Origin of the sequence: Roseburia sp. AM23-20 (assembly GCF_003470905.1) — a bacterium.
Taxonomy (GTDB): domain Bacteria; phylum Bacillota; class Clostridia; order Lachnospirales; family Lachnospiraceae; genus Roseburia; species Roseburia rectibacter.
Genome location: NZ_QRHS01000008.1, coordinates 120,836 through 140,455, shown reverse-complemented (window position 1 = coordinate 140,455; position 19,620 = coordinate 120,836). Strand labels below are relative to the sequence as shown.

Below are 19,620 nucleotides of genomic sequence, written 5' to 3'. Positions count from 1 at the left end.
AAGGAAACTCTTCTTCCATGGAAAATGGGTTCCTGCCACACAGCTTCGTAATCAGAGAAAGGGTAAGATTAAAACTGCCCTGACATACAAGGGTAAAAAGCATGATGCCTATCTTTCTCATGTGAAAGTACAGATTACCGCTTCAAAGAAAGATATTTATCTCGTACTGGTTTACGGCATTACAGAACATCCCATGATGCTTGCAACCAATAAGAAAATCAAATCCAAAGAAGACGTGGTAAATATCGCCCTGACTTACTTTTCCAGATGGCGCATTGAGGAGTATTTCCGCTGTAAGAAGCAGATGTTTCAGTTTGAAAACTTCCGTGTGAGGAAGCTCGCTGCAATCAATGCCCTGAATTTTTATATTACCCTGTGCATGGCATTTCTGGCACATATGTCCATGAAACCAGAAACGCATGCCCTAAAGGTTGCAATCATACAAAAAGCAGACCCTGTAAAGGAAAAAGTACATTTCTGCTATTACCGGTTAGCCAAAGGTATCTCCGGCATACTATCATATGCAAAAGAAGGCGTCAGGCTGTGGTTTCGGACAAAACGTCCGGCATATCGTCAACTCTGCCTTAATCTGACCGCTTAGATAGATAAAAGAATACATCTCCCAAAGCCCGATTCCGGTGGGGCTTATTAAAGTGCTTCTACTCATAGAACTGTCAATCTAAAATATCAAAAAAACTGACAGATTGGTGCTTTGGGAAGATGTAATCATGTTTTGATTACATTTTGCGGAAACTCAAGGTGTTTTTGGTGGAAAGTTTACAATTTTATCTCTGTTTTTTTATTCCGTTTTCCTTGTATAGCTTGTTTTTATTGGGGAAATTGTGTGTTGCAGACATGCAACGTTTTTTGATGTGTTGAGAAATCTTATCATTAAATGTTGGCACCACCTGTATCGGTTATGCAGTTCTTCCTTGATACAGATGGTGTTACTGTGGTATAAACTTTTGTTTTATGAAATCAAAGTACTTCATCTGTGTGCACAGGATATGAGATTCCATGTTCGGTAAGAAGTTTTTCCAAAGCCTGCTTCTCTAACTCCAGTTTTTCTTTCTCTGCTGTCAAATTCTGGTTTTTCGCTGTCAGGCTTTCTTTCTCGGCTGTCAGGCTTTGATTTTCTTCCGTAAGTTCTTCCATCTTTTTGTTTATCGTGTTCTGCAGTCTGTAATAGTCATCCCTTGCGCGGCATTTCTGGCGTGTGATCTCATCTGCATTTAATTCATATAATGCTTTGGATGCTTCTTCCATTGTTTTACTTTTCTTTGCAAGCATTCTGATCTCCTCCCATGTGGTTGCGGTGAACAGCTTCCCCCAGTAGTCTATCCGGCTGGCTTTATCCTCCGCAGTTGCCTGTTCTATCTGTGTTAAGTCTATCACATTCAAAATAAATTTGTCACTATATATACGATGATTTTTTACATTCATAAGTTTATAGGATGCATTAAATTCCCGGCTTCCTGCAAATGGTGGAAAGTTTAGAAATCCGATATGTATCACCGGTTTTGCCATTGTATATTCCTCTCCCCGGCAAAGCTGGTCGTAAGAGCGGCACAGATAACTTAAGGAACGGTCTTCCCAGTTCAATTCATTCTCCATCTGCATTTCCAGATTGATCAGTGTGGTATCATTCAACAGTACCACAATATCCAGTATGAACTCTTTTGCATCATAATTGTCCCCAGGTTCGATCGGATTCGTGATCCTGACTGATGTTATTTCTTCTGGTTTTAAATGTAACAGAGAGCAGATCAGTCCCTTTAATACTTTTTCATTTCTCTGTAATATTGCACGGAACATGTAATCATTGGTCATTCCATAATCAATGCGTCCTGTCGCTTCAAGGTAAGATGCACGTACTTGTTTTTCTTCTTTTGCCATAGGCAGTCTCCTCTACTCCTTCTTTTTCATTTTGAATTTTGATTTTTTACTTTTTTGATTCATTTCACGATCTTTATTGTTGAAATTTTGGCGAAACGCCGGATTTAAAATATGAGTGTGCTCCATGATAAGAGCCTTGTCCGGACAATAGAATGTCCGAACGGATTTTTCATATGAATATATATTATCACAATTGTAGTGTTTTTGACAAGTTTTAAATAAATATATCGTTCCCCTATTTCAATTTATCTTATTTCAATGTTCTGCAGGAAGTTTGCTACATTCTAAGAACCAGTGTAGCAATACTTTCCGGCATATGTAAAACACCGACACTGCATGTCATCGTCAGTTGTATCTGACCGGTTATTTTTCCATTCGGAAGCGATTCTAAACAGATCTCATCAAATGGTATCCGCACAATACCATTCTCAATCGGCAATTTTTTCAATCCATCATCCCTGCACTTACATTTGATTGTCTGCAAATGGCCGTGCAGCAGCATCCGATGATTGTTGCCCGAATATGCAGTAACCTCCCTGATACAAAGTTCGAGACATGACTCTTTTTGACACACATATAACTTTGCCGGTTTTTCAAATCCACGATCTGCCATGGAAAGTTTCTTACATTCCCTGCCCTGCCGGTAAATAGAAAAATCAACCTCATATGTACCATATGGCAGTACCACTCCTGCATTTTCCTGTGGATCATCCAGCATCTGCCCCAGATTTTTCTGCCCGATATTTTCATACTGCAAATGCATTTTTTCTCTCTGGCATATTGTCTGGATCGTTTTGATATCAACTGCATCAAGCATTCCTGCTACCGCCTGATAACGTGCCTCCTTTTCCACACCGATCCGCTCAAAATAATAAATTAATTCCTTTTCTACATCCAGATAATATTCTAAAACTTCATTTCCTTTTTTCGTAAATTCATATCCATTTTCCGTCAGAATACCAAGTTCCACGCTGCGTTTTAAACATCTTGAGACCGTAGATCGATTCACAGAAAGACTCCTTGCAATTTCCGCTTCATTACAGCCTGCCCCATCCTGCTGCTGTTTTCTTAATCTTTTCAGACATTGCAGTTGAAACATTGTTGGTCTGCACTCTTCAATTTCACTGATAAACATTTCCTGTAAACTCCTTTTTCGCAATTACACAGCCATTTTCACGATCAGATCAGGGAAACGGTAAGGATACAGATATCATCCTCTTTCGGTTCCTCATCTTTCATCTGAACGATCAATGCAACGGTTCCTTCTGATATCAGGTCGCTCCGCTGCACATTACATTCAAGCGCCTCCGTTAATATTGCATATCTTCCATCCTGTCTTTTTGCCACACGCCATTCTTCCCCATAATAATAAAAGACCTGTGGTTCATTCCTTTTCTGCTCTAACTCCAGGTAAAGATAACTCTCATCACAGATTTTCACTTTTACTTTCTTCTTAAACACCTTATATTCCTTTGCCAGTGTCCTTGGACATCTGCTCTCTTTGGTATAAATTGCAATCGGCATCTCCCTCTCTCCGTATGGGAAAAGAAAATTTAAATCATTTCCACTCATAGAATATGAAAAAACATGACGGTTTTTCAAAAACATCCGAATCCCCATATAAACCTCACCATCGATCACATATTCAATTTCTTTCGCATTCCGTTCTGCCGACTGCTGGTCAATCCCGGATATCATCATTAAAAACTCCGTAAGAATACGATATTTTTCCAGATATTCCTTTCCTTTGTTTATACCAATTGCCGTAAGATATATATGGCGTTTATCATCCCTGTATAAATACCCCTCTTCTAAAAGACTATCCACAACACGGTTAACTTTGTTTGCTGATGCCTCAAAATAACGTTCCAGATCTGATCTCGTAACCTGATCCTTTCTCCGCTTTAACAGATACATCGCCTTTAAATAATCTTCTTTTTCATGTTTTCTTTTGTCTGTCATCCGATAGTCTCCCCTACTTATCGTTAGATTCAACTAACCTATTATAACATAAAATGAGCCGTTTGCAACGGCTCATTTATGGTCTCCACTTTTTCTGTTCCTTTTCTGTCAGCACTGCCCTTGCAAACAGATCCGGTCTTCTTTCTTTCGTCCTTATAATAGATTGCTCCCTGCGCCACTCGTCTACAAGTTTATGATTGCCTGACAAGAGTACCGGCGGAACTTTTTTACCCATCCACTCCTCCGGCCGGCTATACTGCGGATACTCTAACAGATCTCCCTCAAACGACTCCGTAGAACCGGATTCATCGTTTGTCAGCACTCCAGGTACCATGCGGGAAATCGCATCCACTATGACCATCGCCGGAAGTTCGCCTCCCGTCAGTACATAGTCACCGATCGAAACATAATCCGTCACGATCTCCTCTAAGACGCGCTCATCAATTCCCTCATAATGTCCACACAGAAAAATCAGATTCTCCTCCTTCGCAAACGACTTTGCAGCCTGCTGGGTAAAAGTCGGTCCCTGTGGTGTAAGGTAAATAGTACGCGGTTTTGCACCAATCTTATCAACGATCGATTTCCAGGCATCATAAACAGGCTGCGCCTGCATCAACATTCCAGCCCCACCGCCATATGGATAATCATCTACTTTTTTATGTTTATTGATCGTATAATCCCGGATATTTACCGCTTCGATCGAGAGCAGTCCCTTCTCGGCGGCTCTGCCGATAATACTGGTGTTTAATCCCTGCATGACCATATCCGGAAACAATGTCAAAATGTAAAAATTCATGCTTCCTCCCGCCTGCTATTTAAGTCTCTTAATCCATCAAGCAGGTGAACCTGCATCGTACCACCTTCGATATCCACCTGTTTTACACAGTCTCTGATCGCAGGAAGTAATATATCATCTGCACCTTCTTTGCTGATTACATAGACATCATTTGCACCTGTCTGCAGCACATCCGTCAGTTCTCCTAAATCTTCGCCCTCATCCGATGTTACTTTAAGTCCAATGAGATCTGCAATAAAATACTCATTTTTCTTCAACTTTACCGCATTTTCCCTGGTGACATACAGACTTTTTTTTCGAAACCTCTCCACATCATTGATGTTGTCATATCCTTTGAATTTGAGTATCACCATATTTTTGAAGAACTTTACCCCGGCAATTTCGAGTGTAAGGTTTTCTTTTCCGGTGTCTAAGATTACCTGTTTTAATTTTTTAAAGCGTGCTGCATCATCTGTGGTCGGAAATACTTTCACTTCCCCACGCACACCATGTGTCGTTGTAATAACACCTACCTGAAGTAAATTCTCCATAAATCCTCCATTCTGTCATTTAATCCTGATCACAATATTCTCGACCAGGCCTGTTTTCTGATTTGTAAAATTAATCTGCACGGAACCGCCTTTTTGTACTTTGATCTTTTTTGCCGAATTCAGATAAGACGTACTTTTCCAGTTCTTATCATAATAAGTAAATGACGTGATCTTCCATCCTGTTTTCGCTTTCACGTCAAACTTTAATGTTTTATTATTTGCAGATTTGTAATCATAAATATTTGTATTTTTAAACTGATTTTTTAATTGTTTATTTCCAATTTTGTAACTTGCAGCCGGATTGCTCCATTTATAAACAGTCAGTTTTGACGTAAAAGTTGTCAATAACCTGCCTGTTTTTACCGTCACTTTGATTGTTGAGGTTCCAGCCTTTAATGGTTTGATCCGGACATTATTGTCACCTATGGCAATCTTTGCCACTTTTCCATTTGAGCTGCTCACTTTTGTGATTCTTCCGTTTGACGGCATATTTCCTACTTTATATACGTATGTCCTTTTGTTTTTCGGGCAATATACCTGCGTGAGTTTTCCGCTAAAACGCATTTTTGTATAAGCACCTTTATAGGATTCATTTACGATGCCTTCTGTCCCATCCAGCACATTTTCTTCGATAAATACGGTATCATTCCCTGTGTCCGTTAATCTTTCAGCAGCACTTGCCATTACCGGCATCTGTATAGCTAACAGGAATGTCATTAAAAATATACAACACTTTTTTGCAATACCTCTCATTCTTATTCCCTCTCTTCCTTCCCTGATAGAAAAAAAACCGGCTGCACCATGTTCATGATCACGCCGGTTTACTGTGAAGATTACTGCATAATCTCCACAATCACTTTTTTCTCTTCTTTTGAGGCAGCAGCCTTTACAACAGAACGGATCGCTTTCGCAATACGTCCCTGTTTGCCGATTACCTTACCCATATCAGACTGTGCAACGCGCAACTCTAATACGATCGCTTTTTCATTCTCGGTCTCAGTTACAACAACTTCATCCGGGCAATCAACAAGTGCCTTGGCAATTACTTCTACTAATTCTTTCATAGGTCCACCTCACTGATCCTATTTCTCAATACCAGCATTTTTGAAAATTCTTGCTACGGTATCTGTTGGCTGAGCTCCGTTTGCTAACCATTTCTTTGCTAAGTCCTCATTTACATGATACTCGCTTGGATCTTTAGTCGGATCATATGTTCCAATCTCTTCGATGAACTTTCCATCTCTCGGGGATCTGGAATCAGAAACTACGATACGATAGAAAGGTGCTTTCTTCTGTCCCATTCTTCTTAATCTGATCTTTACTGCCATTATTTTCACCTCCTTAAATTTTTGCTGTTCATTTATTAAAAAGGAAGTCCTTTAAACATTCCCTTTTTACCTTTTTTCATCATGCCAGGCATCTGTTTCATCATTTTCTTTGCCTGGTCAAACTGCTTTACAAGACGGTTTACTTCCGCAATATCAACGCCTGCTCCCTGTGCGATCCTGCGCTTTCTGCTCGGATTGAGCAATGAAGGGTTCTGTCTCTCCTCGACTGTCATCGAAAAGATGATCGCCTCGGTACGCGCCATATTCTTTTCAGCCGCTCCCTCGTCAATCTCAGGCATCTTGCCACCGCCAAGTCCCGGCATCATACCAAGAATACTGGAAAGACCGCCCATTTTTTTCATCTGACTCATAGATTCTAAATACATCTCAAAGTCAAACTCATTCTTGCGCATCTTTTCTTCGAGCTTTTTGGCTTTTTCCTCGTCGATTTCACTCTGTGCTTTCTCAATGAGAGTCAGCACATCACCCATTCCAAGAATCCTTGATGCCATACGGTCAGGATAAAACTGCTCTAAATCAGAAAGTTTTTCTCCCATACCTGCGTAAAGAATCGGTTTTCCGGTCACTGCCCTTATGGAAAGCGCCGCACCACCTCTGGTGTCACCATCAAGTTTGGTAAGTACCACACCGTCAATTCCGATCTTCTCATCGAAGGTCTTCGCAACATTAACGGCATCCTGTCCTGTCATGGCATCAACAACTAATATTGTCTGTGATACCGCAACATTTTCTTTTATCTGAATCAATTCAGCCATCATGTCTTCATCTACATGAAGACGTCCTGCTGTATCGATGATCAGCACATTAAAATCATTCTTTGTGGCATGCTCTACCGCAGCCTTTGCAATATTTACAGGAGTATTCTTATCTCCCATGGAGAATACTTCCACACCCTGTTTTTCACCATTGATCTGCAACTGTTCGATTGCTGCCGGGCGATAAACATCACAGGCGGCAAGCAGCACCTTCTTGCCTTTGGCTTTTAACTTTCCGGCAATCTTTGCTGTTGTGGTCGTTTTACCGGCACCCTGAAGACCTGCCATCATAATGATCGTCAGTTCTTTGCCCGGACGAAGTGCGATTTCTGTTGTCTCAGACCCCATCAGGCGAACCATCTCTTCGTTTACGATCTTAATGACCATCTGTCCCGGATTCAGTCCGTTCATCACGTCCTGCCCGATTGCGCGCTCCTGCACATCTTTTACAAATTGTTTGACCACTTTGAAATTGACATCGGCCTCTAAAAGAGCCATCTTAACTTCCTTTAAAGCAGCCTTCACATCATCTTCTGTCAAACGACCTTTGCTTCTCAGGTTCTTAAATACATTCTGGAGTTTTTCGGATAAACTGTCAAATGCCATCTATAGCTCCTCTAATATCTGGTTGGAGATCTGTTCGATCTCTTCTAATACTGCCTCGTCATGATTCTTATAGAACTCTTTTGTCAATGCATGAATCTTTGTTACCATACCTCTTGCGGTCTGGAACTTCTCGATCAGATGAAGTTTACTCTCATATCCTTCCAGAGTCTTCGTACATCTCTTTACCATATCATGTACACCCTGACGGCTGATTCCCTCTTCATCTGCGATCTCACCGAGTGAGAGATCATTGAACACAAAATCCTCGTATATCTTTCTCTGATGTTCGTTTAAAAGTTCTCCATAGAAATCATAGAGATACGCCTGTTCAATCTTTTCTTCCATTTTATATCCCAATCTGTACTCTCACATCAGCACCTTGCATAGATTATCATAAAAAAGAATAGGTGTCAAGCATTTTTTCTTGACACCAGTATTTATTTTTTCTTAAAACAAGACTTTTTTCCTATATCAATCTTGACAATTCTTTTTTCTGCTGTTTATAATATGCGTAAGCAATAAGCATTGCGGACTAAAGTACCACATGAAATAAACCTGTTTTGTACTTGCGCAAAACTGCGCAGGAATGGAGGTTCCAATGAAAAATAAATATCAGAAACCTGCAATTTATCTGACACCAGAACATACAGAAGGCATTTACCTTGCAAGTGGTTCAAATGCCGCAGCCGGTTCCGTAACTGCGACCTACATAGGTGTATGGGACAGATGGGACGGTGGCGGAAAAGGTCTGGTTGCCGTAAATTGGAGCAATGTGACCGGCAGTGTTACCCTGACGCTTTCTTTCAATAACTCGATCGACCAGGTTGAGGTTGCAGGATATACAGCATCCACCTCAATCTCCGGCAATTCCGTGAAACTGATTTTTGATCCGAATTCCGGTTCTGATCTCACACTCGGTATCCATTTAAACCACTCCGGTGCAAGTATTGACAGTCTTACAATGACAGGTCAGTCTTACACGGTATCATAGCAGATTTAGCTGCATATGCTCTCATGTAATATCAGAAGCAGATTTATTGCATAGATCAAAATAAGGAATTTCGTTTTCTTTTAACGAAATTCCTTATTTTTTTAGAATCTTACAGACTTGCTCTGACTAATTTCGGTTTATAACCATTTTTCTCTAATGCTTTGATGATCTGATTTTTGTGATCGGTACCAAAGCACTCTAAAGTGATACGAAGCTCCACGGCTGCATTGCGGTTTGTGCTGATAAACTGATTATGCTCTAACTTAATCACATTTCCCTGCTCTGCTGCAATCGTTGCGGCTACTTTTGACAATTCGCCCGGCTTATCCGGAAGAAGTACAGATACCGTAAAGATACGGTCACGGAAGATAAGTCCCTGCTGTACCACGGAAGACATTGTGATCACATCCATGTTACCACCACTTAAGATTGATACGACACGTTTATCTTTTACACCAAGATGTTTCAACGCTGCTACCGTAAGAAGGCCCGAGTTTTCCACAACCATTTTATGGTTTTCCACCATATCGAGGAATGCAACAACAAGCTCATCATCCTCAACCGTAATGATATCGTCTAAGTTCTTTTTGATATATGGGAATATCTTGCTGCCCGGTGTCTTTACTGCAGTACCGTCTGCGATCGTGTTGACACTTGGCAGTGTCGTTACTTTTCCTGCTTTAAAAGAAGCCTGCATACAGTTTGCACCTGCCGGTTCCACACCGATCACCTTGATCTTTGGATTTAACAGTTTTGCAAGTGTAGATACACCTGTTGCAAGTCCGCCTCCACCGATCGGAACTAAGATATATTCCACAAGCGGAAGTTCTTTAAAGATTTCCATTGCGATCGTTCCCTGTCCGGTTGCCACTGCAAGATCATCAAACGGATGAATGAATGTATATCCTTTTTCCTCTGCTAACTCATATGCCTTCTGGCATGCCTCATCATAAACATCTCCATAGAGAACAACCTCAGCGCCATAGCTCTTGGTACGGTTTACTTTGATCAAAGGTGTTGTTGTCGGCATCACGATGACAGCTTTGCAGCCATAGCATTTTGCAGCGTAGGCAACACCCTGCGCATGATTTCCTGCTGATGCAGTGATGAGTCCTTTCTTACGTTCTGCCTCCGTCAACGTGCTGATCTTATAATAAGCGCCACGCACTTTGTACGCACCGGTAAACTGCATATTCTCCGGTTTTAAATATACTTTGTTTCCTGTCTGTTCACTTAAGAAATCAGAGTATACCAGTTTTGTCTCTAAAGTGACTTCTTTTACTTTTTCACTAGCTTCCTCAAACTTGTCTAATGTTAACATTTATTTTCTCCTTCATCTGTTTATTATTCTGCCTGATCTTTTACATCAAAAAGTGCATTTACAAATTCATTGGAATCAAACTTCTGCAGATCCTCGATCGTCTCTCCGACACCGATATATTTGACCGGGATTCCAAGTTCTGAATGGATTGCAACAGCGATACCACCTTTGGCGGTGCCATCCATCTTTGTTAAAATGATACCCGTAATTTCTGCTACTTCCGAAAATTGTCTTGCCTGGGCAAGTGCATTCTGACCTGTTGTTGCATCTAAGACCACCAGAGTCTCACGGTATGCATCCGGATATTCTTTTTCCAGAATACGGTTGATTTTCTTTAATTCTTCCATGAGATTTTTCTTATTATGGAGACGTCCAGCCGTATCGCAGAGCAGTACATCCGCATTTCTCGCTTTTGCTGCTGCGACCGCATCATATACGACTGCCGCCGGATCTGCCCCTTCCTGTCCACCGATCATCTCAACACCGGCACGGTTTGCCCATTCTAACAACTGGTCACCTGCTGCTGCACGGAACGTGTCGGCTGCTGCAAGAACAACCTTTTTCCCTTGATCTTTTAATTTGCCAGCCAGTTTTCCAACGGAAGTCGTCTTTCCTACACCGTTTACACCGATGACAAGTACCACAGACTTTTCATTTTCAAACCGGTACGCAGTTTCTCCGACATCCATCTGTTCTTTGATACTGTTGATAAGAAGTTCCTTGCACTCTGCCGGATCTTTGATCTTATTTTCTTTTACTTTTTCTTTGAGATTCTCAATGATCGACTCCGTCGCATTGACACCGATATCCCCCATGATCAGGATTTCTTCGATTTCTTCATAAAAATCATCATCAATACTGGAAAATCCGCTGAAGATCGAATCGATCCCGGATACGATGTTATCTCTCGTCTTGCTGAGTCCGGAGACCAGACGGCTCCAGAATCCTTTTTTTTCTTCTCCCATACATCCTGCCTTTCTTATTTGTCCAAATATTATTTATCTAAATCGTTTTCGATCAGATTAACGGAAACCAGTGTTGAAACACCTTTTTCCTGCATCGTGATACCGTAAAGACGGTCTGCTGCAGCCATTGTACCACGTCTGTGCGTGATCACAATAAACTGTGTGTTCTTTGTCAGCTTATGCAGATACTTTGCAAACCTTGTTACGTTTGAGTCATCAAGTGCCGCCTCAATCTCATCTAACAGACAAAACGGCGATGGCTTTAAATTCTGGATCGCAAATAACAGAGCGATCGCTGTCAGTGACTTTTCTCCACCGGACATCTGCATCATATTCTGCAGTTTCTTTCCGGGCGGCTGTGCAATGATACGGATACCGCACTCTAGGATATCCTCATCTTCCACCAGTTCAAGTGTACCTTTTCCACCACCGAACAGTTCTTTAAATACCGTATCAAACTGTTTCTGGATCTCTGCAAATTTTTCCATGAACTGTTTACGCATTCCTGTATCGAGTTCCTCAATGATACCGAGCAGCGTTTTCTCCGCCTCGATCAGATCATCATGCTGCGTTTTTAAAAACTCATAACGTTCCGATATCTCTTTATAATCCTCGATCGCATTGACATTGACATCACCGAGTCTCCGGATATCGTCTTTGATCTGTGTGATCATTTTCTTTAATGCTGCAGGATCAGCATAAGAATCATCCCTAAGATCCATCGCAGCATGAAGTGTCAGCTCATATTCCTGCCACATATAATTCGTCTGATATTCTCTCGCTTCATCGAGCTTTTCATGCTGGCTGTTCAATCGGAACACTTCTTTGTCGAGATCAGCGATCTGATCTGACATTTCCTCCCTTTTCCGGAAAAATCCTTTCTGTGCAGCCGACATCTCTTCTTTCTTCTGCGTATAATCGTTAAGCTGCTGTTCTAAACCGGCATGTGTATCATCCGAAGCAAGAATCGTCTTTTTCAGCTCCTCGATCTCAAGCGTTTTCTGCTTTGCCTCTTCTTTCGCCTCTCCTGCCTGTGTGACTAACTGCTCTCTTTCCTGTGAAAATCTTGTGATTTCACTTAGGATACGTGAAATATTAGACTGCGCAAATTCTGCCTTCTGCCGGATACCAGCTTCCTCTAAAGCGATCTTTGAAACTAGCTCTGCCGCTTCTTTCTCCTTCGTCTGATATTCCTCTAAACGCTTTCCAAACTCTTCATTTTCCTGTTCGATCTCTTTTTCACGGACTGCTGCATTCTCGATCTCAGCCACGATCTGTACTTTATTTTGTTCAAGTTCTGCAAGCTGCTCCTCGATCTCAGTTCTCTCTGCATTAAGACCTGCAAAAACAGATTCCCTCTCGTTTTTCTGCTCTGTGGCACGATCTAAGTTCATTTTTGCCGTATTCTGTAAAATATACTGTTCCTGCAGTTTTTCCTTACTGCTTTCCATGTCTTCTTCTAACAGCGATTGTGCTGTTTTGATATCTTCCAGGCGGTCTCTCGACTCTTTGATCTGGCTTTGCAGTGTAGCTACAAGTGTTTCAAGTTCTTCCACTTCACGTCTTCTTGCAAGAAGATTACTGGTATTTTTAAATGCACCACCGGTCATGGAACCACCCGGATTTAAGCACTCACCCTCAAGCGTTACGATGCGAAAAGAGTAGCGGTATTTTCTTGCTAATGCAATGGCATCATCAATCGTCTCCGCAACAACTACCCTGCCAAGCAGATAATTCGTCACACCATCATATCTTGCATCATTTTTTACCAGCGTACTTGCAAGTCCTATGACACCACGTTCACGCAATGCTTCCTGATTTTTAAAACCACCGCTGCCGTTCACGCTCGTAAGAGGAAGAAATGTTGCCCTTCCATAACGGTTCTGCTTCAGATAAGCGATCATCTGCTTTGCTGTATCTTCATCCTCTGTGACAATATTCTGGATACTTCCGCCTAATGCAGTCTCGATCGCAACTTCATATTTTTTCTCAACCTGGATCAGATCTGATACTACACCTAAAATTCCTCTGTGTCTGTCTTTCTGCTCCATTACACGACGGATACTGTTTCCATACCCATCGTAACGTTCTGCGATATTTTTTAAGGTTTCTAATCTGGACTGTTCTTTATGGTATCTGGTAACATCCTGCTCTAGTTTCTGACTGGTCCCGGAATACTTTCTGCGCCACTCGCGGTTCTTTTCTTCCATTGCAGCCGTCACTTCTTTCAACCCGCGGATCGTTTCATTGACATCATCTAATTCCTGCTGATACGCAGACAGCACATTATCTAAATCTTCTTCCTCTGTCTTTCTGGCAAGAAGTCTCTGTGTAAGTTTCGCTTTACGGATATTGATCTGCTCTGCCATCGTATCAAAACGCTGCTGTCTCGCCTTGATGGATGCCTTGTTATTAAGAAGTTCGATGATCTCGCTCTTTCCACGTTCAATCCCATCACTGCATTCTTTCATTCCATTTCGCAGATCTTCTAATTCTTTTTCGGCAGCCTGCTTTCTCTCAGAGATCCCGGCTAATGCCTCTAAGAGTTCTTCCCGTTCCCTGCCATAAACTTCTTTCTGTCCGATGCGCTCCTGTCTGTCTTTTTCGATGGAATCCAGCCTGTTTTTTAAATGCTCGTCCGTCATCTCCGCTGTATGGATCTGCTCTTTTAAGACATTGATCTGACCTTCTAATTTTCCTTTTAAAACAGTAGAACCGCTCAGGTTATCACGCACTGCGGTGATTGCCTGCTCTAACTGTTCAATCTCTGATTCCATGCGCTCATATTCCGTTTTGACCTGCTCATAAGAATCTTTTGACTCATTCAGCTGTGCATTGGCAATGCCGCACTTTTCTTCTACCTCACGAAGCTGTGCGTCAATACGTGTCATCTCCATCAGAAACATATTGACATCATATGTTTTTAATTCTTCTTTTTTCTTTAAATAAACATGCGCTTTTTCTGCCTGTTTTTGAAGTGGACCAACCTGGCGCTCCAGTTCACTTAAGATATCATTGACACGAACCAGATTTTCACGCTCATTCTCTAACTTTTTCTGCGCAGTTGCCTTGCGCTTTTTATATTTTACAATTCCGGCAGCCTCGTCAAACAGCTCTCGCCGTTCTTCCGGTTTACCGTTTAGGATTTTCTCGATCTGTCCCTGTCCGATAATGGAATATCCTTCTTTTCCGATACCGGTATCATAAAACAGCTCGGTCACATCTTTCAGACGGCAGGTATTGCCGTTGAGCAGGTACTCACTCTCCCCGGAGCGGTACACACGCCTTGCGACCGTAACTTCCTCATAATCTACAGGAAGTTTATGATCCGCATTGTCAAGTGTGATCGCAACATAGGCATAACTGAGCGGCTTACGGTTTTCCGTTCCCGCAAAAATAATATCCTGCATGCTGGCACCACGAAGCTGCTTTGCACTCTGTTCACCAAGAACCCAGCGCACCGCATCTCCGACATTGCTCTTACCACTGCCGTTTGGTCCCACAATTCCTGTGATCCCGTTATGAAAATCAAAAACGATCTTATTCGCAAATGATTTAAATCCCTGCACTTCAATACTTTTCAGATACATACTAAACCTCATTCTTTACAGTTTTGGTTTCAAAAGCAAAAGTGCCTGGTAGGCAGCTTCCTGCTCTGCCGCTTTTTTCGTGTGACCGCATCCCTCCCCGATCACTTTATCTCCGATGCGTGCTTCGACCGAAAACTTTTTATCATGATCCGGTCCTTCTTCTGAAATCAGTTCGTAATGCAGACTCTCCTTATAATTGCCCTGCACAACCTCCTGTAAAATAGTCTTGCTGTCATAAAACAGCTTTTTGTGTTCAATATCTGTCAGGATAAATTTATGTATAAACTTTTTCGCCGGCTCAAAACCACCGTCTAAATAAATGGCTCCGATCACAGACTCTAATGCATCTGATAAAATTGACTTACGCTTTCTTCCACCTGTCTGGTTCTCACCTTTGCCAAGCAACAGATAATCACCAAGATCCATCTCTCTGGTGCAAAGTGCAAGTGTCGGCTCACAAACGATACTTGCGCGAAGTTTTGTCAGATCCCCCTCCGGCAGATCCGGATAATTGCGGTACAGAAAATCACTCGATACGATCTCTAAAACTGCATCCCCTAAAAACTCCAGCCGCTCATTGTCAGAATGTTTTTTCATATGCTTTTCATTGGCATATGAACTGTGTGTCAGTGCCTGACGCAATAAACCTTCTTTCTCAAATGTATATCCTATCCGATTCTGCAATTCCTGTAACTTTGACATTTCATCCTCCCTAGTCAGGGGCTTTTTTCTACCTTACTGTCCGCCCAGCAAAATATAAAAAAGACTCTGTTTTTTATTATAATAACGGAAAAGCCCTTGCCTGACAAGATTTTGTCTTCAACAAGGGCATACGTTATCCTTTTATTTAGTTTAAAGCATTTTTGATCTGCTCAACTGCATCTGCAACTGTCACGATATGCTCAGCATCCTCATTTGCGATCTCGATATCGAATTCTTCTTCAATTCCCATAATGATCTGAAAAATATCAAGGGAGTCAGCTCCAAGATCATCCACAAAAGTGGTATCCATTGTGATCTCCTCCTCATCTACATTTAATACCTCTGCAATGATTTTTTTCAGTTTTTCAAATTCCATAACTTTACATTCCTTCCTGTTCCGTTGAACTTATAATATTTTTTCTGATTTTTCCGTTGATGTCCTGCTCTTTGAACGTCACACATTGAAAAATGGAATTGGTAATCTCAACTGCTTTCGCACTTCCATGAGTCTTTACCACAAGTCCATTCAGTCCTAATAAAGGAGCGCCGCCATACTGAGTTGCATCAAACGCTTTTAATGTTGACTTTAATGCCGGAAGTGCAAGTGCCGCACCGATTTTACTTCTTACGGTACTCATCATGCCTTTTTTTATTGCTCCGACAAGCGTTCCTGCTAACCCTTCATACAGCTTTAAAATTACATTTCCAACAAATGCCTCACAAACGATCACATCTGCCTCTCCATGCGGGATCTCACGAGCCTCAATACTGCCCACAAAATTAATATCCGTACATTCTTTCAAAAGCGGAAATGTCTCTTTTACCAGTGCATTTCCTTTTTCTTCCTCTGCACCGATATTAACGATCGCTACTCTCGGATTTTTGATTCCAAGTACATTCTCCATATAAATGGAACCCATCTTTGCAAACTGAACAAGATGTGATGCCCTTGCATCTACATTCGCCCCGCAGTCGATCAGAAGTGACACTCCCTTTTCTGTCGGAATAAGCGGTGCTAACGGTGGTCTCTCGATTCCTTTGATCCTGCCTACAATAACCTGTCCGCCGACTAATATGGCACCCGAACTTCCTGCCGATACAAATGCATCCGCTTCTTTTTGTTTTACCATATTCATGCCGACAACGATCGATGACTGTTTTTTCTTGCGGATCGCATTTACCGGCGGTTCTGCCGTCTCGATAACTTCCTCAGCATGTATAACCTCGATCTGCTCTGTCGGATAAGTGTATTTTTCAAGTTCCTTGCGGACCACATCCTCCTGTCCAACCAGAAGAATCTTAATATCCCTTCTCGCATTGACCGCATCCACAGCACCCTTTACAGGTTCGGCAGGAGCATAATCTCCACCCATTGCATCTAAGACAACTTTCGTAATCTCAAGTGATTGATTCTGCTGCATAATTACTTCTCCATTCTGATACGTTTAGGACTCTCCCTTCACGTCTATATTGAAATATACTATAACTCTTTCTATAAATCAATATAAAAATCGCTTGTCATTAGTTATAAAATTCCTGATTTCTTTCATTTTCTGCTTCACGGTCTTCATCAGACATATAACGCTCAAACACACCTTCTAATATGTAATTAAGTAACAGTGTCGCTAAAGCCGGTGAAATAATGGCAACAACCGGCAAAAGGTATGTTCCGATGCAGCATGCAAGGAAAAACATCAATGCCATAAATGTTTTTGGCAGATTACCGATCGCCATCAGTGCAGAATTTTTAAGGATCATTTTTGTTGTATTTTCAAAGCGCGCCATATATGGAAATACATACACTGCCCATGCAATGACCACAAGCATCAGCACAAAGAAAACTACATAAAGCGCACCTGATTTTTCACCTGCTTTTGCAAACTGATACATAATGTAGCCATCGAGACCTACGAGAACAACTGCTGCTGCCACAATAAGCGTTACCAATGCTCCCTGCTTCATATTTGATCTAAAAGAATGCCAGAAAGAACTCCAAAGGTATCCTCTGCTGTGCCGGATCACCTTGTTTACTGCATAATAAAGTGCTGTTGTTGCAATTCCAGCCGGAACTGCCAGTACGATACACGGCAATGCTAAAATGATCGCTTTTGTCACATATGCCACATAAATTCCAAATGCAAGCGGTATGCAGCATATCATCCACAACAGACTTAAACATACACAGTCGACACCCTTTCCAAGTGCCTGAAAAAACTTATTGTCCAGATTAAAAATATCTCCCATTTCCCTACTCCTTTGTTAAAACATTATTCTACCATTTTATTCTGTTGGCAACGATTATGCAACCGCTAATTTGTGAATTATTTGTTTACCCGGTTCTTTACCAGCACTTGCTGCATTTGCCCAGTCCCTGACTGATTGCCTGCGCCTCTGTGATCTGTGTTGCCTTATCAGGATTCATATTTCCGCAATTATTAATGCTGTGATACTTTGATCCTGTTGCAGATTTCCAGACCATTAATGTATCTGAGCCACCTGAACCTGATCCAGTGTCATTCGTTACACTTCCACTTGCATCTGATCCTGACGACATACTTTCATTTTCCGAACCTGTATTTCCGAAATCTGCAATACCATCACCTGCCGAAACAGTGCTCTTTTCTGTCTCAGCAGATTCATCCGATGTGACAGCCGCTTTCTGCCCGGATGAATCCATACTGTCACTCTGCACGGCTGCATCTGCCAAAAGACTGCTGTCACCGGTCGCATAATCGATTTCCACATCCGGCTGTACATTATAACAATATACATTAAAAAGGATTCCTTCCCCTTTATCCTCCACAGATTCCGCTTCGATCTGCACTCCACTGGCAAGCAGATTATCACCCTCAAAAACAGGTGTCACACGGTACATCACATGGTTTCCGGTCTCTTTCACATAATCCGCCACCATATTTTCAAACGGCAGCATACCATCCACATTTAAGTAACGTGTACCCGTGATCAGATTCTTTGTATTCGCATTTTCACCCGAAAGCTGGTATCCGATCAGATGACAACGGTTATACAGATATTTTCCATCTACAACATCATATTTTACAGTATGCCATCCGGTAGGTTTTACTGCCCCGATATTTCCGCGTTCTTCCGTTGGCATCAGATCGGTTCCAATACATGCATACACGACACCACAACGGCCAAGATCGTCTAAGTCACTGTAATATTCATAAGATGATACTGATAGATCCGTTTCCCGGAAGTACGGTACATTGTCATTGATCTCAACATATGGTTTTCCGGAATAAGCCGGAATATCAGATGCTAAGATCGTTACCTCTGTTGATGGCTGAGTCTGCACCGCTATGGTCTGTTCTGTCTCAGTCTCTGTTTCACTTTCGGTTTCTGTTTCACTTTCAGTTTCTTCCGTTACAATTTCCGGAATTCCGGGTTCCTGTTTTTCCGTTTCCTGGATCTTAGCCTGTTTATTTACAGACTCTTCTATCGCCACCACGGATTCTGTTGACAATTCCGCAGTCTGACCGGCCGGGTTGCTCCCCGTAGGGATCATACTGCAAAATACGAAAAACAAAACACCCAGCAGCACGGGTCTTAAAACTTTGCTTTTCGGAAGTTTTTTCCATATTTTTCTGACAGGTTTTACCGGCAATGATGCAATACCAAGCAGGAACATCAAAACAGCCCCTGGATGAAATCCATATACCGGCAGACATAACATGCAAAAAACTGCAAAAATCCAATTAAATATCTTCATGTTTCCACTCCTCTAACGTAATTTTTTTATGTGAACTCCCCTCAAATTCAGAAACAGATATCATTTTCCACTCATTCTGTAACATTGAAATATCCAGATATATATCTGCAGGATAACTTCTGTTCCATCTGAAAAGAAAAATTCTTTTTATCTTATTCTGATATTCTGTCAAAGGAAGATTTTCCACAAAACAAAAATCAGAGTCTTCTGTTTTCTTCAAAAATTCATCATCCACTATAATATTATCCGGCAAAGGATCTTCAAATTGTCTGGCAGTATAATGATTGATCCAGAGTCTTTCCCCCTGTACTAATTCTATCAGGTGTTTTCTCAGCAGCTTATCCTGACTCTGCCTGCGCCTGTTAAACATCATTCCCATGTTATCATCTACAGCTACACATACATTCAATTTTTTCACTTCCTT

The 19,620-nt window shown here is 41.7% G+C and carries 20 protein-coding genes and 1 pseudogene; 2 read left to right on the top strand and 19 right to left on the bottom strand.

The window, feature by feature from the left end; translation table 11 throughout:
- Positions 1–601: pseudogene (locus tag DW650_RS08655) on the top strand (transposase); the annotation flags it as partial.
- Positions 602–978: 377 nt separating this feature from the next.
- On the opposite strand, the gene DW650_RS08650 reads toward DW650_RS08655, so the two are convergent.
- The 10 genes from DW650_RS08650 to ylxM form a co-directional block, all read right to left on the bottom strand.
- Complete coding sequence (locus DW650_RS08650) at positions 979–1,896, bottom strand: Rpn family recombination-promoting nuclease/putative transposase (RefSeq protein WP_118209644.1); 918 nt, start codon at positions 1,894–1,896, stop codon at positions 979–981.
- Between the two features lie 277 nt (positions 1,897–2,173).
- Entirely contained in the window at positions 2,174–3,031 is an 858-nt protein-coding gene (locus DW650_RS08645; protein WP_118209643.1) for an iron transport-associated domain protein, read from the bottom strand.
- Positions 3,032–3,075: 44 nt separating this feature from the next.
- Positions 3,076–3,858 carry a metal-dependent transcriptional regulator gene (locus tag DW650_RS08640; protein ID WP_118209642.1) on the bottom strand — a complete coding sequence of 261 codons (783 nt, stop codon included), beginning with the start codon at positions 3,856–3,858 and terminating at the stop codon, positions 3,076–3,078.
- Positions 3,859–3,934: 76 nt separating this feature from the next.
- Entirely contained in the window at positions 3,935–4,654 is a 720-nt protein-coding gene (trmD, locus tag DW650_RS08635) for a tRNA (guanosine(37)-N1)-methyltransferase TrmD (RefSeq protein ID WP_118209641.1), read from the bottom strand.
- On the bottom strand, positions 4,651–5,184 hold the full coding sequence (rimM, locus tag DW650_RS08630) for a ribosome maturation factor RimM (RefSeq protein ID WP_117919724.1): 534 nt from the start codon (positions 5,182–5,184) through the stop codon (positions 4,651–4,653). Before rimM ends, trmD begins: the two co-directional genes overlap by 4 nt.
- 15 nt (positions 5,185–5,199) lie before the next feature.
- Positions 5,200–5,937 carry a hypothetical protein gene (locus DW650_RS08625; protein ID WP_118209640.1) on the bottom strand — a complete coding sequence of 246 codons (738 nt, stop codon included), beginning with the start codon at positions 5,935–5,937 and terminating at the stop codon, positions 5,200–5,202.
- An 80-nt stretch (positions 5,938–6,017) separates the two neighbouring features.
- On the bottom strand, positions 6,018–6,248 hold the full coding sequence (locus DW650_RS08620; RefSeq protein ID WP_006858539.1) for a KH domain-containing protein: 231 nt from the start codon (positions 6,246–6,248) through the stop codon (positions 6,018–6,020).
- 18 nt (positions 6,249–6,266) lie between these two features.
- Positions 6,267–6,512: a 30S ribosomal protein S16 gene (gene rpsP / locus DW650_RS08615; RefSeq protein ID WP_006858540.1), complete on the bottom strand. Its 246-nt coding sequence runs from the start codon at positions 6,510–6,512 to the stop codon at positions 6,267–6,269.
- Positions 6,513–6,547: 35 nt separating this feature from the next.
- Positions 6,548–7,894, bottom strand: a complete 1,347-nt coding sequence (ffh, locus tag DW650_RS08610; protein ID WP_118209639.1) for a signal recognition particle protein — start codon at positions 7,892–7,894, stop codon at positions 6,548–6,550.
- Positions 7,895–8,239 carry a YlxM family DNA-binding protein gene (gene ylxM, locus DW650_RS08605; RefSeq protein ID WP_117919880.1) on the bottom strand — a complete coding sequence of 115 codons (345 nt, stop codon included), beginning with the start codon at positions 8,237–8,239 and terminating at the stop codon, positions 7,895–7,897.
- A gap of 253 nt (positions 8,240–8,492) precedes the next feature.
- Between ylxM and DW650_RS08600 the strand changes: the two genes are divergently transcribed.
- Complete coding sequence (locus DW650_RS08600; RefSeq protein ID WP_241070934.1) at positions 8,493–8,885, top strand: pe-pgrs family protein; 393 nt, start codon at positions 8,493–8,495, stop codon at positions 8,883–8,885.
- Positions 8,886–8,994: 109 nt separating this feature from the next.
- Here the strand turns inward: DW650_RS08600 and ilvA are convergent, their stop codons facing one another.
- The 9 genes from ilvA to DW650_RS08555 all read right to left on the bottom strand — a co-directional run bounded on the left by ilvA (position 8,995) and on the right by DW650_RS08555 (position 19,605).
- Positions 8,995–10,206: a threonine ammonia-lyase gene (ilvA, locus tag DW650_RS08595; RefSeq protein ID WP_118209638.1), complete on the bottom strand. Its 1,212-nt coding sequence runs from the start codon at positions 10,204–10,206 to the stop codon at positions 8,995–8,997.
- Positions 10,207–10,229: 23 nt separating this feature from the next.
- A complete protein-coding gene (ftsY, locus tag DW650_RS08590) occupies positions 10,230–11,171 on the bottom strand; it encodes a signal recognition particle-docking protein FtsY (protein WP_118209637.1) in 942 nt (313 codons plus the stop codon).
- Positions 11,172–11,200: 29 nt separating this feature from the next.
- A complete protein-coding gene (gene smc, locus DW650_RS08585) occupies positions 11,201–14,761 on the bottom strand; it encodes a chromosome segregation protein SMC (RefSeq protein WP_118209636.1) in 3,561 nt (1,186 codons plus the stop codon).
- A 15-nt stretch (positions 14,762–14,776) separates the two neighbouring features.
- Positions 14,777–15,463 carry a ribonuclease III gene (gene rnc, locus DW650_RS08580; protein ID WP_117919738.1) on the bottom strand — a complete coding sequence of 229 codons (687 nt, stop codon included), beginning with the start codon at positions 15,461–15,463 and terminating at the stop codon, positions 14,777–14,779.
- A 145-nt stretch (positions 15,464–15,608) separates the two neighbouring features.
- Positions 15,609–15,839 (bottom strand): acyl carrier protein, encoded by a 231-nt coding sequence (gene acpP / locus DW650_RS08575; RefSeq protein ID WP_006858544.1) that lies wholly within the window; start codon positions 15,837–15,839, stop codon positions 15,609–15,611.
- A gap of 4 nt (positions 15,840–15,843) precedes the next feature.
- Entirely contained in the window at positions 15,844–16,884 is a 1,041-nt protein-coding gene (plsX, locus tag DW650_RS08570; RefSeq protein ID WP_117919740.1) for a phosphate acyltransferase PlsX, read from the bottom strand.
- A 100-nt stretch (positions 16,885–16,984) separates the two neighbouring features.
- Positions 16,985–17,707, bottom strand: a complete 723-nt coding sequence (locus tag DW650_RS08565; RefSeq protein WP_117919742.1) for a YesL family protein — start codon at positions 17,705–17,707, stop codon at positions 16,985–16,987.
- A gap of 97 nt (positions 17,708–17,804) precedes the next feature.
- Entirely contained in the window at positions 17,805–18,857 is a 1,053-nt protein-coding gene (locus DW650_RS08560; protein ID WP_442969831.1) for a DNA/RNA non-specific endonuclease, read from the bottom strand.
- Positions 18,858–19,182: 325 nt separating this feature from the next.
- Complete coding sequence (locus DW650_RS08555) at positions 19,183–19,605, bottom strand: ribonuclease Z (protein ID WP_118209653.1); 423 nt, start codon at positions 19,603–19,605, stop codon at positions 19,183–19,185.
- Between the last annotated feature and the right edge of the window lie 15 nt (positions 19,606–19,620).